This is a genomic window from Thermomonospora echinospora (assembly GCF_900108175.1).
GTDB lineage: Bacteria > Actinomycetota > Actinomycetes > Streptosporangiales > Streptosporangiaceae > Thermomonospora > Thermomonospora echinospora.
Window position 1 is genome coordinate 456,661 of the sequence record NZ_FNVO01000005.1, and the last position, 14,356, is coordinate 471,016.

13 protein-coding genes are annotated in these 14,356 nt (G+C 72.4%); 8 read left to right on the forward strand and 5 right to left on the reverse strand.

Annotation, left to right across the window (positions count from 1 at the left end):
• Positions 1-129: 129 nt before the first annotated feature.
• Together C4U03_RS39930 and C4U03_RS42950 are read right to left on the reverse strand one after the other, a co-directional pair.
• Positions 130-543, reverse strand: coding sequence for a hypothetical protein (locus C4U03_RS39930; protein ID WP_146087387.1), 414 nt, complete (start codon positions 541-543; stop codon positions 130-132).
• A 294-nt stretch (positions 544-837) separates the two neighbouring features.
• A complete protein-coding gene (locus C4U03_RS42950; RefSeq protein ID WP_103938383.1) occupies positions 838-1,368 on the reverse strand; it encodes a helix-turn-helix domain-containing protein in 531 nt (176 codons plus the stop codon).
• A gap of 196 nt (positions 1,369-1,564) precedes the next feature.
• On the opposite strand from C4U03_RS42950, the gene C4U03_RS15210 reads away from it, so the two are divergent.
• The 4 genes from C4U03_RS15210 (at position 1,565) to C4U03_RS15225 (ending at position 5,337) form a co-directional block, all read left to right on the forward strand.
• Complete coding sequence (locus C4U03_RS15210) at positions 1,565-2,179, forward strand: hypothetical protein (protein ID WP_103938384.1); 615 nt, start codon at positions 1,565-1,567, stop codon at positions 2,177-2,179.
• A gap of 205 nt (positions 2,180-2,384) precedes the next feature.
• A complete protein-coding gene (locus C4U03_RS15215; protein ID WP_200827244.1) occupies positions 2,385-3,467 on the forward strand; it encodes an ABC transporter substrate-binding protein in 1,083 nt (360 codons plus the stop codon).
• A gap of 56 nt (positions 3,468-3,523) precedes the next feature.
• On the forward strand, positions 3,524-4,555 hold the full coding sequence (locus tag C4U03_RS15220; RefSeq protein WP_235017878.1) for a FecCD family ABC transporter permease: 1,032 nt from the start codon (positions 3,524-3,526) through the stop codon (positions 4,553-4,555).
• Positions 4,555-5,337, forward strand: a complete 783-nt coding sequence (locus tag C4U03_RS15225) for an ABC transporter ATP-binding protein (protein WP_103938386.1) — start codon at positions 4,555-4,557, stop codon at positions 5,335-5,337. Before C4U03_RS15220 ends, C4U03_RS15225 begins: the two co-directional genes overlap by 1 nt.
• A gap of 12 nt (positions 5,338-5,349) precedes the next feature.
• On the opposite strand, the gene C4U03_RS15230 is transcribed toward C4U03_RS15225, so the two are convergent.
• Together C4U03_RS15230 and C4U03_RS15235 are read right to left on the reverse strand one after the other, a co-directional pair.
• Positions 5,350-6,048 carry a response regulator gene (locus C4U03_RS15230; RefSeq protein WP_103938387.1) on the reverse strand — a complete coding sequence of 233 codons (699 nt, stop codon included), beginning with the start codon at positions 6,046-6,048 and terminating at the stop codon, positions 5,350-5,352.
• Positions 6,045-7,277 carry a sensor histidine kinase gene (locus C4U03_RS15235; protein WP_103938388.1) on the reverse strand — a complete coding sequence of 411 codons (1,233 nt, stop codon included), beginning with the start codon at positions 7,275-7,277 and terminating at the stop codon, positions 6,045-6,047. The genes C4U03_RS15230 and C4U03_RS15235 overlap by 4 nt, the downstream gene beginning before the upstream one ends.
• Positions 7,278-7,478: 201 nt before the next feature.
• Here C4U03_RS15235 and C4U03_RS15240 point away from each other — a divergent pair, with 201 nt between their 5' ends.
• The 3 genes from C4U03_RS15240 to C4U03_RS15250 all read left to right on the forward strand — a co-directional run bounded on the left by C4U03_RS15240 (position 7,479) and on the right by C4U03_RS15250 (position 12,247).
• The gene (locus C4U03_RS15240) at positions 7,479-7,901 is read left to right on the forward strand and encodes a DUF6220 domain-containing protein (RefSeq protein ID WP_103938389.1); all 423 of its coding nucleotides are present in this window, start codon (positions 7,479-7,481) and stop codon (positions 7,899-7,901) included.
• Positions 7,898-9,952 carry a multicopper oxidase family protein gene (locus C4U03_RS15245; RefSeq protein ID WP_103938390.1) on the forward strand — a complete coding sequence of 685 codons (2,055 nt, stop codon included), beginning with the start codon at positions 7,898-7,900 and terminating at the stop codon, positions 9,950-9,952. Before C4U03_RS15240 ends, C4U03_RS15245 begins: the two co-directional genes overlap by 4 nt.
• A 117-nt stretch (positions 9,953-10,069) precedes the next feature.
• Positions 10,070-12,247, forward strand: coding sequence for an MMPL family transporter (locus C4U03_RS15250; protein ID WP_200827245.1), 2,178 nt, complete (start codon positions 10,070-10,072; stop codon positions 12,245-12,247).
• A gap of 140 nt (positions 12,248-12,387) precedes the next feature.
• Here the strand turns inward: C4U03_RS15250 and C4U03_RS15255 are convergent, their stop codons facing one another.
• A complete protein-coding gene (locus tag C4U03_RS15255) occupies positions 12,388-13,605 on the reverse strand; it encodes an aminotransferase class V-fold PLP-dependent enzyme (RefSeq protein ID WP_235017879.1) in 1,218 nt (405 codons plus the stop codon).
• A 296-nt stretch (positions 13,606-13,901) separates the two neighbouring features.
• Here C4U03_RS15255 and C4U03_RS15260 point away from each other — a divergent pair, with 296 nt between their 5' ends.
• Positions 13,902-14,342 carry a hypothetical protein gene (locus C4U03_RS15260; protein ID WP_146087388.1) on the forward strand — a complete coding sequence of 147 codons (441 nt, stop codon included), beginning with the start codon at positions 13,902-13,904 and terminating at the stop codon, positions 14,340-14,342.
• Positions 14,343-14,356: the final 14 nt, after the last annotated feature.

Here is a 14,356-nt window from a genome sequence, read left to right on the forward strand (position 1 = left end):
CCGCAGGCGGCGGCCCGGATCCGTTCACCGGGCACGAGCCGCCTGCGCCGCTCACGGTGGAGGGGGGATACGCCGGATGACCCGGAATCCATGGAGCCGGGGATCACCCCGGCCCGGTGCGGAAAACCCTCACTCCCCCGAGGAGGACCGCTCGGGCCGGAGGCCCCTGATCGTCGATACGGTCAGGGCGCTCTCGACCACCGCATCGGCGAGCGCCGGTCGGCGCCATCGCGAGGCGAACGGTGCCACCGCCAGGCAACTGGCGACGTGCAGCACGTCGACGGCACCGCCCACCGCGCACGCGACCGGGGTCGGATGCCGCACGTACAACCCGGCCTGTACCAGGTGCCGAAGGCCCAGGACGCGCAGCACCCACCGGTCGGCGGGGCTCGTGGGCCGACCGGCCGACGCCCGCAGCAGGAGCCCCGGAGCAACGAGCAGGGCCGCACCCCAGCAACCTCGGGCCAGGAGAGCCGACGCCCCCGGATGCGGCCGCTTTCCCGGCCGGCCGTCGCCCGGTGCCCTGCGGGAGGCGGTCAGCATCCCGCATCCCTCGAAACCGGCGTCCGAGCCCGGGAGCGGGCCATGGCATCGGGGATCCACATGAGCTCAGCATATTCAGCCGCCGCCGTGGACCCAGACCACGTCTCCGCAGGGCAACCGCCGCTTTATCCAGGCCGAGTCCGTACCCGGTGTCCTTCCAGAAATCCTGGTACGGCTCGGCCGGAACGGTCCTCTTCATCTCCCCCGGCAGCGCCGGGCGCAGCAGCCGGGCGGACCCAGCGCTGAGGCACCCGGATGCCCGCCGTCACGGTTCCGATACGGCGCAGCGTCCGGTCAGGAACCACAATCCCCTGATGTCTCGTTAGGGGAACACTTTTCACGGGCCCCGGCGTCCCGGACCCGCGGACCGTCGGCCGCCAGGACCAGGCGGGTTCCGACGTTGATGACCATCCGCAGCTGCTCCTTCCGCCTGCCGTGCCCCGGCGCGGCCTCGACCTCCCCGGCTCTGCCTGTGACCAGCAGTTCGCTGGTCCGCAGGCGCAGGTGCGGCACGGGCTGCAGCGCCAGATGGGGGCCGAGCCGCTTGATCGTGCGGCCCACCGCCGAATGCGTCACTCCGAACAGGACGGCCAGTTGCCGAACGCTCGCGTTCGAGCGGTAGTAGCAGGCCACCAGCAGGATCCGGTCGACTAGGGAGAGCGCCCAGGGCCGGCCTGTCCGCCCGCGGTCGGCGCCGTCGCCGGTCCGGGCCCGCACCGTGGCCGCCAACGTCATGAATTCCGGCAGGGACAGCCCGGTGAACCACTCGACCGACCGGGCATCAACAGAGTTGATCGAGCATGAGCCAAGATCGCCGCGTTCCACGGCACCTCAGCACCCCAGGGCGCGGGAATACATGTGAGCCCGACCGAAAATGGCCGCCGCCCTGCGGCCTCCGGCGAAGGCGGCGTGAACCGGCTGCCGGTGTGCGGCGGCCGCCTGGGCAGGCCGCACCGGTGACCGCAACAGGCCAGAGAACGGCCGTTGTCGGTCAAGGAGCTGTGGAAGGATTGCGAGCGTCATGGGGCTCCGGTCGGTGGTGCGCTGGTTGCGCGCGGCGGCGTTCGCCGCGTCCTGCGCCGGGCTGGCCGCGGCAGGGCACCTGATCGGCGGCGGCGCCGTCGACCCGCCGACCCTGCTGCTCGGATTCCTGATCATCTTCGTCCCGGGCCTGCTGCTGACCGCACGCGAGCGCACCCTCGCGACGATCCTGCCGGCGGTCGCGCTCTCCCAGGTCGTCCTGCACGTCCTGCTGACGCGGTCGGCCGCCGAGACGGCGCCGGCGCCGTTCCCGGACCCCGCGGTCGCCGCGCCTCATCACGGCGGCTCGCCGGGGCTGGCCATGTTCCTCATGCACACGGTGTCGGTGCTCGTCACGGCATGGTGGCTGGAGTACGGGGAGGCCAGACTCTGCGGCCTGGCCCGGCAACTGGCCCTATGGGTGCTGCGGCCCCTGCTGCTCCTGATCGGGTACGCCGCGCCCGGCGACCCGTCCCGTCCGTCGGTCTGGTTCTGGACACGGCCCCGGCCCGTGGTCGCGGTGCTCCGTCACAGCGTGGTCGGGCGGGGACCGCCGGCGTCCGGTCGCCCTGGGACCATCAGGCCGCCGGCCACCGCGCTTCCCGTCATGCGGTGAGGACGGCCTGACGTTCCTGGGCGGCCGAGGGCCGGGGGCGATGCACGCCGCCCGGCTCGTACGCGTTCCCTCGTACTCCCGGGAGTCGTCGAACGCCGTGCCGTGCGCGCGGTCGTTCCCGGCGTCGCGCCCGAGACATCCGTACGGGTGATCCGGCCGCGTTCGTTCGCCGACGACTCCTCCACCTGCCGTGGAGGAACAACCTGTGATCTCGCAATCCCGGACCCGCCGCTGTGCGCCGGGCGTCGTGGCCTTGGCGCTCGCCTCGTCCCTGACCGCCTGCGGAGGTTCACCCCCCACCAGCGCGGAAGGCCGCACACCGTCCTTCGGCCCGGCACAGCGGACGTCCTATCCGCTCACCCTGGACAACTGCGGCCAAAAGCTCACGTTCTCGCAGCCCCCGCGCCGCGTGCTGATCCTCAACGGCGCCTCGGTGGGTGAGGTGGAAAGCCTCCTCGCGCTCGGCCTGGGCAAGAGCGTCATCGCCAACGCGCAGTCCTACGGCGTCTCCGACGATCCCTCGATGGTCGCGGCCATCAAGGCGCTGCCGACGGGCGGCCTGAGCACCAACGGCAACTTCGACGTGCCCGCCGAACAGGTCCTGGCGGCCAAGCCCGACCTGGTGATCTCCACCTGGTCGGGTGGGTTCGACGCCAAGAAGGGGTTCGCCACCCGCGAGCGGCTGGCCGCCGCCGGGATCCAGACGCTGGTCAATCCGGCCAACTGCGCGCTGGGCAAGCCCGAGGCCACCCCCGAGGAGAAGCGGGCCCTCAAGAACCAGTCGACCAACTCCTCACTGGAGTTCATCGCCCTGCTCGGCCGGGTCTTCGACGTCCAGCAGCGGGCGGTCGAGCTGATCGGCCGGATCCGCGCGCGGATCGACGCGGTCCGCACCAGGGTCGCCGGCCGACCGCCCAAGAAGGTGCTGATCGTGTACCCGGGCATGGCGGCGATGAACGCCAACGGGCTGCCCGCCGTGATGACCGGCGGCATCTACGACGACATCGTCACGGCCGCGGGCGGCGTCAACGCCTTCGCCGGCCGCGGCGAGGAGACCACCCGCACCCTCACCAAGGAACAGTTGGCCACCGCCCAGGTCGACGTCCTCGTGGTCGGCCGGTACACCCCCGCCGAGCGGCCCGAGGCCGAGGCCACGAAGCTGTTCGCCCAGTTCCCGCACTGGAACGCAGCCAAGACCAGGACGTTCACGGTCGTCTCCGACAGCGTCTACCTCGGACCGCTCAACGCCGTGGCGGTCGAGCGGCTGGCCCAGGTGATGCACCGATGACCACGGAAATGACCACGGAATCGGTACCTGCACCGCGGTACCGGGGACCGCACCTGGTGCCGGCCCCCGCGACCGGACTGCTCATCTCCGCCCTGGCCGCGGCCTGGCTCCTCGCCTCCCTGCTCGCCATCTCGCTCGGCTCGGTCCACCTGCCGCTGAGCTCCGTCTGGGAGGTCGTCGGCGCCCACCTGACCGGACGCGCGGAGACCGCCGATCCGCTGCACGACCAGGTGGTGTGGGACATCCGCACCCCTCGCGTCCTGCTGGCCGCGCTGGTCGGGGCCGGCCTCAGCGTCGCCGGAGTCGTCTTCCAGGCGCTGGTGCGCAACCCGCTGGCCGACCCGTACGTGCTGGGCGTGTCCTCCGGGGCCTCGCTGGGCGCCGTCCTGGTCACCGCGGCCGGCACCGCCGCCCTCGGCGGGCTCGGCGGGCTCGGCGTCACCGGCGCGGCGTTCACCACTGCCCTGCTGACCGTCCTGGTCGTTTACCTGCTCGCCCAGCGCGGCGGGCGCCTGCTGGACTCGTGGCTGCTCCTGGTCGGGGTGGCGGTCGGCTACTTGTGCGCCGCCGCCACCACCTACGCCCAGCTCCAGCTCGACCCGAGCGAACTGCAGGGCGTCATGTTCTGGCTGATGGGCAGCGTGGCCGGCGCGACCTGGCAGCAGCTCGGCGTTCCCGCCGCCGTGATCGCGGTCTGCCTGGCCTACCTGATGGTGCAGGCGCGCGCCCTGAACGCCCTGCTGGCCGGGGAGGACACCGCCGCCGGGCTCGGCGTGCCGGTGCACGCCCAGCGGATCGCGCTGCTGGTGATCGGCTCGCTGCTCACCGCCACCATGGTCAGCGTCGCCGGCGGCATCGGCTTCGTCGGGCTGATGGTGCCGCACATGGCCCGCCTCATCGTCGGCCCCGACCACCGCCGGCTGCTGCCGGTGGCGATGCTGTCCGGGGCCGTGTTCCTCGTCCTGGTCGACCTGGCCGCCCGCACCGCCCACCGGCCCGAGGAACTGCCGGTCGGCGTCTTCACCACCGGGCTCGGCGTGCCCTTCTTCCTGTGGCTGCTGCGCCGCCGTTCCGCACGGAGGACCTGATGCGTCTCGACCTCACCGGCATCGATGCCGAGATCGACTCCCGGCCGATCCTCACCGACGTCCACCTGTCGGCCGCCCCGGGCGACTTCGTCGCCCTTATCGGCCCCAACGGCAGCGGCAAGTCCACGTTGCTGCGCACCGTCTACCGGGCGCTGCGCCCGACCGGCGGCGTCGTACGGCTGGACGGCGCCGACCTGTGGGGCATGCCGGCCCGCCGGGCGGCCCGCCACCGCGCGGTGCTCACCCAGCACTCCGACGCGGACGTCGACTTCTCCGTGACCGAGCTCGTGACCACCGGCCGGATTCCCCACAAGCGCCTGCTGGAACGCGAGAACGAGACCGACCGCGCCATCGTCGAACACTGCCTCGACCGGGTCGGCATGCGCTGGGCGGCGGACCGTCTCGTCTCGACCCTCTCCGGCGGCGAGCGGCAACGCGTCCTGCTGGCGCGCGCCCTCGCCCAGCAGGCCCCCCTGCTCGTTCTGGACGAGCCGACCAACCACCTGGACGTACGCGCCCAGCTCGACCTCCTCGACCTGGTGCGTTCTCTGGGCCTCACCGTCCTGGCCGCACTCCACGACCTCGACCATGCCGCCGCCTACGCCGACCATGTGGTCGTCCTGTCCAAAGGCCGCGTCGTGGGTCACGGCCCGCCGTTGGACGTGCTCACGCCGGCCTTCATCGAGGAGGTCTTCGGTGTACGGGCGCATGTGGACGTCCACCCCCTGACGGGACGGCCGCACATCGCCCTGGCGTCCCTGGCACCGCAGGCCGTGTCGTAGTGCGCTGCGCGGTCATTCGTCCGGGCTGACCAGTCCTGTCCGGTAGGCGATGACGACCAGTTGCGCACGGTCGCGCGCACCCAGTTTCGCCATCGCGCGGCTGACATGGGTGCGCGCGGTGGCCGGGCTGAGGAACAGTTCGGCGCCGATCTCCTGGTTGCTCAGGCCCTGCCCCACCAGGGCCAGCACCTCCCGCTCGCGCTCGGTGAGCACGGCCAGCCGGTCCTGTGCGGACTTGGCCGCGGTGCGCCGCGCGGTGAACTGGCCGATCAGGCGTCTGGTGATCCGCGGCGCGAGCAGGGCCTCCCCCGCGGCGACCACCCGGATGGCGTGCAGGAGCTCGGCCGGCCCGGCGTCCTTGAGCAGAAAGCCGCTGGCGCCGGCCTGCAGCGCCTCGAAGACGTGGGCGTCGGTGTCGTAGGTGGTGAGGATGAGGATCCGGACGCCCTCCAGCCCGCGCATCCGGGTGATCTCGGCTGTGGCCTGGATTCCGTCCAGCTTCGGCATGCGGATGTCCATGAGGACGACGTCGGGGCGGGCGGCGCGGGCGCGCTCGACGGCTTCGGCGCCGTCGGCCGCCTCCGCGACCACGGTGATGTCGTCTTCGAGGTCGAGCAGCACTTTGAACCCCGAGCGCACCAGCCCCTCGTCGTCGGCGAGCAGCACCCTGATCGCAGCGGTGGCCGGCGGTTCCGCGGACGCCGTGTTCACAGCCGCGCCCCGGTCGGTGCGAGCGGCAGCCGGGCGGTGACCTCGAACCCTCCGCCCGGAAGCGGCCCGGCGTCGAGCTCCCCGCCGAGCAGCCGGCAGCGTTCGCGCATGCCCAGGATTCCGCGGCCGGGCTTGGCCGGCGTGTCCACGCCGTTGCCGGGCGGCCGATCCGCACGGCCGTCACCGGAGCCGGTGCGGCGGCCCTCGTCGGTCACCCGGATCTCCAGGACGTCGATCCCCGGGTTCAGTGCGACCGTCACCCGGGTCGGGCCGACGTGCCGGATCACATTGGTGATCGACTCCTGGAGGATCCGGTAGGCGGCACCGCCCACCGCGCTCGGCAGCGGCGTCGGGGGCTCGGTCGCCTGGAGCGTGACGTCCAGCCCGGCTTCGCGTGCCTTGGCGGTGAGTTCGTCGATCTGTTCCAGGCCGGGGTGCGGCGCGCGGCCGTCGTTGTCGTCACGGAGCACGCCGAGGATGGCGCGCATCTCCCGCAGCGCCCGGGAACTGGTCTGCTCGATGGCCCGCAGCGCCTCGCGCGCCTGTTCGGGCCGCTTGTCGAGCACGTGCGCGGTGACCCCGGCCTGCACGTTGATGATCGCGATGGCGTGCGCGACGGTGTCGTGGACCTCGCGCGCGATCCGGAGCCGTTCGGCGTCGACCCGTGCGCGCGCCTCCTCCTCGCGGGTCCGTTCGGCCAGTTCCGCGCGTTCCTGGGCTTCGGCCGCGATGACCCGCCGGGACCGGACGGACTCGCCGAGAGCCGCGCTCAGAACCGACACGCCGATGCGGAAGAACACCCAGCCGATGGCGGCGCGCGGCTCGATGTCGGCCGCCGCCACCAGCCACCCGGCGGCCAGCACCGCGATGCCCGCGCCGGCGATCACCAGTGACCGGCGCCCGTCACCATAGGCGGCGAGGGTGTACAGGGAGACGAAGAGCCCGATCCAGGCCGGCCCGTCCGGGAAGTCGAGCCCGTAGTACACCAGGCCGGCGAGTGCGGTGGTGACGAACACCGGTACCGGCCACCGGCGGCGGACGGCCACCACCAGGCCGCTCACCACCAGCAGCGTGAAGCCGAGGTTTCCGAAGTCGGTGAGCGGACGCGGTGCCCCCTCGGCGGCGGCGCGGGCGACCGTGCCCTGCACCTGCATCACGGTGACGAAGAGCGCGAGCACCACGTCCTGCACCGCCGCACGCAGGGGGAACGGTCCGGCGCGGCGTTCCATGCCGTGATCGTACAGTTCCGGCGCGCGGACGAGGCTCCGCCCGAACGCGTGACCTGCTACGTCGACGGGCGTAGCGGAACCCGGTCCGGCTACGCCCGACTGCGTAGCCGCCGCCGTCCGCGGTCCGAGGCCACGGCCGCCGCATCGGCGCGACGATCGCCGCCATGAACGATCACCCTCACCCCTCTCGCGGAGCGCGCCATGCGTAGATCCTTCACCGGCCTGGCGGCCCTGCTGACGCTGGCCGTGGTCGCCCAGTTCTTCCTGGCCGCGGCCGGCGCGTTCGACACCGCGCCCAACGACGAGTCCTTCCAGCCGCACCGCGCGCTGGGCTACGGGATCATCCTGCTCGCGGTCCTGGCGACCGTCGCCGCCGCGGCGGCCCGGATGCCCGGACGGATCATCGGGATGAGCGGCCTGGTCGCCGGGCTCGCGGTCGTCCAGGTCGTGATCCGGGGGATCGCCAAGGCGTTCGATGACACCGGCGGCAGCACGGCCGCCGGCGAGCTCGTCTTCGGCCTGCACGCGGTCAACGGCCTGGCCATCCTGGCGGTGGCCGTGATGCTCGTCCGCCAGGCCCGGCAGCCGTCCAGGGCGGCCGCGCCCACCGGGCAGGCACCATGACCACCGGGCTGTGGATTGCCCTGGACCATGGCGTCGCGCTGCTGAGCGCGGCCACCTGGTTTGCGGCCGGGGTCACGCTGGCGCTGCGGCGCGCCCGGTCGGCGCTCGCCGCCCTCGTCGCGGCGGTGCTCGTGACGCTCGCCCGGGTCGTCACCGTGGCGATCCTGGCCGGCCGGGGCTGGTGGTTCGTCCAGGAGAAGGTGCTCCTGGGGCTGCCGATGCTGGGGGCCGCCGGGGCCGTCGCCGTGCTGCTCGCCGGCCCGCGGCTGTTCGCGGCGACGCGGGGGCGGGGCGACGGCGGGTCGGCGGGCGGCGTGATCTCGGTGTTCACCGCGGCTTACGCGGCGCTGGCCGGTCTCGCGGTGACCTTCCTGGTCGGGTACCCGCTCACCGTGAGCACGGCCTTGATCACGATCTCGCTCGTGTGCGCCGGTGCGCTGCTGACCGCGCGAGTGGTCGCGCCCCCCGCCGAGAACGCCCATGGCCGTCCTTCGGGCGAAGTCCTGGGGACCGTGGGGTCCGTCCCCGGAGGAGACGCCGAGGCGGGCGCCGCGCGGGCACCGGAGGGCCGAAGCGCGATCTCACGCCGCCGGTTCATCGGCTGGACCGGCGGCGCGGTCGCAGTGACCGCGGCCGGTGCCGGCACCGGGCTGTCGTTCCTCCCCGCCGAATCGGTGACCACGGGAGGCGGCCCCGGACGCACGTCCCGGGCGGCCGTGTCAGTGGCCGGCCTGCGGGGCTCCGGCTCACCGGCGCCGGGGGGCATCGTGCGGCGGCATGTGCTCACCGCGAAGAAGGCCACCGTGCAGCTCCCGTCCGGACGCCGGATCGACGCGTGGACCTACAACGGCCAGGTCCCCGGTCCGGCGATCACCGCGACCCAGGGCGACCTGATCGAAGTGCGGCTGCACAACACCGACATCGGGGACGGCGTGACCCTGCACTGGCACGGCTACGACGTACCGTGCGGCGAGGACGGCGCGCCGGGTGTGACCCAGCGGGCTGTGGGACCCGGTGAGGACTTCGTCTACCGGTTCCGCGCCGACCAGGCGGGCACCTACTGGTACCACACCCATCACGCGTCCCACGTCGGCGTACGCAAGGGGTTGTACGGAACCCTCGTCGTGAAACCGCGCGACGGACGGCGAGCCGACGAGCACTCCGCGGCGGAGCAGGTGGACCTGACCCTGCCCGTGCACACCTTCGACGGCACCGTCGTGATCGCAGGCGGGGACGGCCGGACCGAACACCCCGCGCCACCCGGTGCGCCCGTGCGGCTGCGATTGATCAACACCGACTCGGATCCGCACCGGATCGTCCTCACCGGAACCCCGTTCCGGGTGGTGGCCGTCGACGGCCGGGACCTCAACCGGCCCGGCGAGGTCGGCGACGTCGGGCTGCGCCTGCCCGCAGGCGGCCGGTACGACCTGGTGTTCCGTATGCCGGACACGTCCGTGGCGCTCGTCATCGACGACGATCGTGACGGCGGAGTGCGCCTGCGCCCGCAGGGCGGTGCCCCCGGTGAGGCGCGCGTCGAGGACACCTCCGGCCTGCCCGAGCTCGACCTGCTGCGGTACGGGACTCCGGCCGCCGTGCCCTTCGACGCCCGCAACGCCGACCGGCACTTCACCATGGTCCTCGACCGCGGAGTGGCCATGGTCGACGGTCGCCCGGCGTATGCGCACACCGTCAACGGCCGGGGCCACCCCGCCATCCCCGACCAGCTCGTCACCGAAGGCGACATCGTCCGGTTCACGGTCGTCAACCGGAGCCTGGAAACGCATCCCTGGCATCTGCACGGCCATCCCGTGCTGATTCTGTCCAGGGACGGGACACCGTCGAGGGGCAGTCCGCTGTGGGTGGACACCTTCGACGTCCGGCCGGGCGAGAAATGGGAGGTCGCATTCCGCGCCGCGAATCCCGGAATCTGGATGAACCACTGCCACAATCTGCCCCACGCGCATCAGGGCATGATGCTCCAGCTCCGCTACGACGGCGTCACCACGCCATTCGGCGGCTCGCACCACGGCAGCCCGGGCCATGGCCACTGACCTCCCGCGCCGCCCATCGTCGTCCTCGGGATCGCCGTATGACCGGACTCCCACGATCCGCCCTATCGGCCAGAGCCCGCAATTGAGCGCAATGCGCAAAGAATCAAGGAGAAAATGATGACGGCCGAAACTCCCCGTACGGGGGGAGCCCTGGCGGGACTGGCCCGGTTCTGTTACCGGCGCCGCCGCCTGGTCCTCCTGGCCTGGATCGCCGGCGTGATCGCCGTGGCGTTCGCCGGCTTCGGCTATGGCGCCGCCTCCGACAACGACTTCTCCGGCGGGGACTCCGGGTCCGCCAGGGCGCAGGAACTGATCGACAAGCACTTCCCCGAGCAGCGGGGGGACACGCTGACCCTCGCGATCAAGGCGGACCGGGGCATCGACGACCCCGCCGCCCGGCAAAAGATCGAGAGGGTCATCGCCGAACTGGCCGCCTCACCCGTCACCGGACCGGTGATCTCGCCGTACCAGGACGAGGATCTGGTGACGCAGGATCGCCGTATCGCCCGTACGACCATCCCGCTGACCGACAAGGAGGTGAAGAAGAGCGAGGTCGAGCCCCTGGTGACCACGGTCCGGGACGCCTCCGGCGACGGCGTGACACTGGGGCTGGGCGGGGACCGGGCGGAGAAGGCCGAGACGCCCGGGCAGGGGCCGGCCGAGAGCGTGGGTGTCCTGGCGGCGGCGGTGATCCTGTTCGTCGCCTTCGGGTCGCTGGTGGCGATGGGCCTGCCGATCGTGACCGCGCTGCTGGCGATCCTCGGCGGCATCGCCCTGATGAAGCTGGTGGGGCACGTGGTCCCCGCGCCGGACTTCACCGTGGTCCTCGCCGCGATGATCGGGCTCGGCGTGGGCATCGACTACGCACTGTTCATCGTGACCCGCTACAAGGACGCCCTGCGGGACGGCGACGAGCCCGAGAGCGCCACGGTCCGGGCCATCACCACCGCGGGTCACGCGGTGCTGTTCGCGGGCACGACCGTCGTGATCGCGCTGCTGGGCCTGGTCGTCATGGGGCAACGGCTGATGACCGGCGTGGCCGTCGCCGCGTCGGTGACCGTGCTGGTGACGATGATCGCCGCGGTGACCCTGCTGCCGGCGTTCCTGGGCTTCACCGGCCACCGGATCGACGCGCTGCGCCTGCCCCGTCGCGCGTCCCGCCATCAGGGGGCCGGCGGTGCCCCATCCCGGGAGCGCCGCACTCCCGCCGAGCGCTGGGCCGGTGTGGTGCAGCGCAGGCCGCTGGTCGCCGCGCTCGTGGCCGTCGCGGTCTTGCTGGTGCTGGCCGCCCCCGCGCTGTCGATGCGGCTGAGCCTGCCCGACGCCAGTGTCCAGCCCCGCGACAGGAGCAGCTACATCTCGTACGAGATCCTCTCCGAGGGCTTCGGTCCCGGCTACGGCGCGCCCCTAATCTTCGCCACTCGGGTCGGCTCTCGGGACGCCGACCTGCGCCCCGTCGTCGAAGCGGTCGGCAGGACCGAGGGCATCGCCCACGTCACCCCGCCTCGGATCAGCGAGGACGGGCGGGCCGCGACCTTCATGGCCTTCCCCACGACCGGGTACCAGGAGGAGGCGACCGCGGACCTGGTGCACAGGCTCCGTGACGACGTGCTGCCCAGGGCACCCGGCGGCGAAGGGGTCCACGTCGGCGGCCCCAACGCCGGCACGATCGACTTCGCCGAGGAGGTCGGCTCACGGCTGCCCCTGATGATCGCGGTCGTCATCGCGTTGTCCCTGGTGCTACTGATCGCGCTGGTCCGGTCGGTCACGATCGCGCTGCAGGCCGCCGTGCTGAACCTGCTGTCGATCGGCGCCGCCTACGGGGTGATCGTCGCGGTCGTGCAGTGGGGATGGCTGGGCCCGGCCCTCGGCTTCCCCACCGAGATGCCGATCACGGCCTGGGTGCCGATGATGATGTTCCCGGTGTTGTTCGGCCTGTCCATGGACTACGAGGTCTTCCTGATCTCACGGGTCCGTGAGGAGTACGGGCGCACCGGCGACACCCGGACGGCCGTCACCCGCGGGCTGGCGCGCACCGCCAAGGTCATCACGGCCGCGGCCGCCATCATGATCGCCGTCTTCACCACCTCCCTGCTCGGCCCCGACGTCTCAGTTAAGCAGGGCGGGCTGGGCATGGCCGTCGCCGTGCTCATCGACGCCTCCATCATCCGGATGGTCCTCGTCCCTGCGGTGATGGAACTGTGCGGCAAGGCCAACTGGTGGATGCCCGGACGCCGGGAGCCGAAGGCGACCTCGGCTCCACCGGCCGGAGTCGAGGCAGAGGCCGGGGTCTGACCCTTCCGACTCGGAGCGCCGGGGAGCCCTCGGAAAGGGTTCCCCGGGACCGAGGGCCGCCTACGGGTCGTTCACCGGGGTGCCGCCGCCGTCGGATGCGGGAAAGTCCGCCTCCACGGACGACTTCGCCCGGGAGGTGATCACGAGGTCCGGCTCCGGGTGAGGTCGCGCAGGGCGGCGGCGAGGCGGTCGACGTCGTCGGCCGAGGTGAACAGCGCCGGGGTGACGCGGACGCAGGCGCCCCTGGCGGGACCGGCCTTGTGCACGGTGAAGATCTTGTACCGGTCGAACAGGCGCTCGGCGATCGTGACGTTGTCGGCCTCGGAGGTGTGCCCGGCCAGCCGGAACGCGGTGATGGCCCCATACATGGCGGGATCGTCGGGGGTGAGGATCTGCAGGCCGGGCAGGTCGCGCACCTGGTGGACCCAGCGGTCGCGCAGATGGCGCAGGCGTGCCTGCTTGGCCGGGGCGCCGAGGGCGTGGTGGAAGTCCAGGGCGGTGGGCACGGTGAGGAAGGGCGCGACGTTGTGGGTGCCGGAGTGCACCCGGGAGCGGATGTCGTCGGCGGGGTGGGTCTCGTCGGCGAAGGCCGGGTCGATGTGCGCCAGGCGGCCGCGGCGGATGTAGAGGAATCCGGTTCCCAGCGGCACTCCCATCCACTTGTGGAGGGAGAACCCGGCGAAGTCCGCTCCCAGGTCGTCGATGGTGAAGTCGAGTTGGCCCCAGGAGTGGGCGGCGTCGACGATCACGTCCACGCCCCTGTCCCGGGCCATCGTGACGATCTGGCGGACCGGTACGACCAGGCCGGTGCGGTTGTTCATGTGGCTGAGCAGGAGCAGCCTCACCTCGGGGTGGTCGCGCAGCGCCCTGGCGTAGGCGTCCAGCACCGCCTGGCGGGTGGCGGGTTCCGGGACGGTGATCTTCTCGACGCGTACGCCGCGCCGCTCGCGCAGCCAGTTCATGGCGTACTGCGCGCTGTGGTAGTCGAGGTCGGCGTACATGACGGCGTCGCCCGGCCGGAGCCGGTTGTAGCCGGCGATCAGGTTCTGCAGGGCCTCGGTGCCGCCGCGGGTGAGGGCGATCTCCTCCCGGGAGGCGCCGAGGACGGCGGCGACACGCTCCCTGATCTGGTCGGCCTGGGCCTTGTAGGTGGTGCGCAGCAGGTGGGAGTTGCGCTCGTTGAGGTGGTCGACGTTGCGGTGGTAGGCGTGGCGCACCGGCTCGGGCATGATCCCGTAGTAGCCGTTCTCCAGGTTGGTGAAGGCCGGGCTGACCCGGTACTGCCGTGCGACGGTACGCCAGAACCCCTCGTCGCGGGCGAGCCGGTCGGGTGAAACGCCGGCCGGGACCACCGGCACCGTAGCCGGCGTCGGATCCGCGGCCGGTGACGGGTTCGGCGCGGGAAAGGCGGCCAGCGCCCCTAACCCGGCGACCATCTCACGCCTGGACGGGGCCATCGAACCTCCCGGCACGGTCCGGCCGAAACCCCCCGCAGGCTCCGGCGCTCGTCGGTGTCCAGGGTTCCAGTGTGCGCGGCCCGGCCCCGCCAGGGCGGCATCCCCGCTGTTCAGGCGTGGCGCGTGGGGCTGACCGGGCACGATGACTTGCACCCGTTGTTACTGTTTCAACACGGATAGTGATGTACGTTGATTGTGTGATCTTGTCGTCTCGGTGGGCGCCGCGACGCGGCGGAACATTGGTCACCGTGCTGGTGGCCCTGCTCGCGATGGCCGCGACCCTCCACGCCGGCCACCATCTCGCCTTCCGGCTGACGGCGGCCTCCCAGCAGACGACGGCCTCGGCGCCCGCACCTGGATCGGCGGCTCCGTCGGCGGACGAGGCCACCGCGCCTCGCTCCGAGGAGCCCTCGCCGCATTCCCCGGTCGATGAGGACCACCACGTCTGCGGGGCGACGACCCCCGCGGGCGTGTTCCTCATGCCCGCGCCCACCCTGGCGTCATGGACGCTTTCGGTGGACCAGATCGCCTGCGCGTTCCCCCTGGTGTCCTGGGTGACCGGACGGGCCGCCGACCCGGCCCGGCCGGGTGCGGGCGGGCTCGCGTTGCTCCAACTGCTGTCCATCTCCCGTACGTGACGGCCCTCCTCGGG

What these genes read in the sequence shown, in the direction of transcription:
- C4U03_RS39930 (WP_146087387.1), bottom strand. Translation starts at nt 543, where the DNA reads ATGCTGACCGCCTCCCGCAGGGCACCGGGCGACGGCCGGCCGGGAAAG.
- C4U03_RS15210 (WP_103938384.1), top strand. Translation starts at nt 1,565, where the DNA reads ATGGGGCTCCGGTCGGTGGTGCGCTGGTTGCGCGCGGCGGCGTTCGCC.
- C4U03_RS15225 (WP_103938386.1), top strand. Translation starts at nt 4,555, where the DNA reads ATGCGTCTCGACCTCACCGGCATCGATGCCGAGATCGACTCCCGGCCG.
- C4U03_RS15235 (WP_103938388.1), bottom strand. Translation starts at nt 7,277, where the DNA reads ATGGAACGCCGCGCCGGACCGTTCCCCCTGCGTGCGGCGGTGCAGGAC.
- C4U03_RS15240 (WP_103938389.1), top strand. Translation starts at nt 7,479, where the DNA reads ATGCGTAGATCCTTCACCGGCCTGGCGGCCCTGCTGACGCTGGCCGTG.
- C4U03_RS15245 (WP_103938390.1), top strand. Translation starts at nt 7,898, where the DNA reads ATGACCACCGGGCTGTGGATTGCCCTGGACCATGGCGTCGCGCTGCTG.
- C4U03_RS15250 (WP_200827245.1), top strand. Translation starts at nt 10,070, where the DNA reads ATGACGGCCGAAACTCCCCGTACGGGGGGAGCCCTGGCGGGACTGGCC.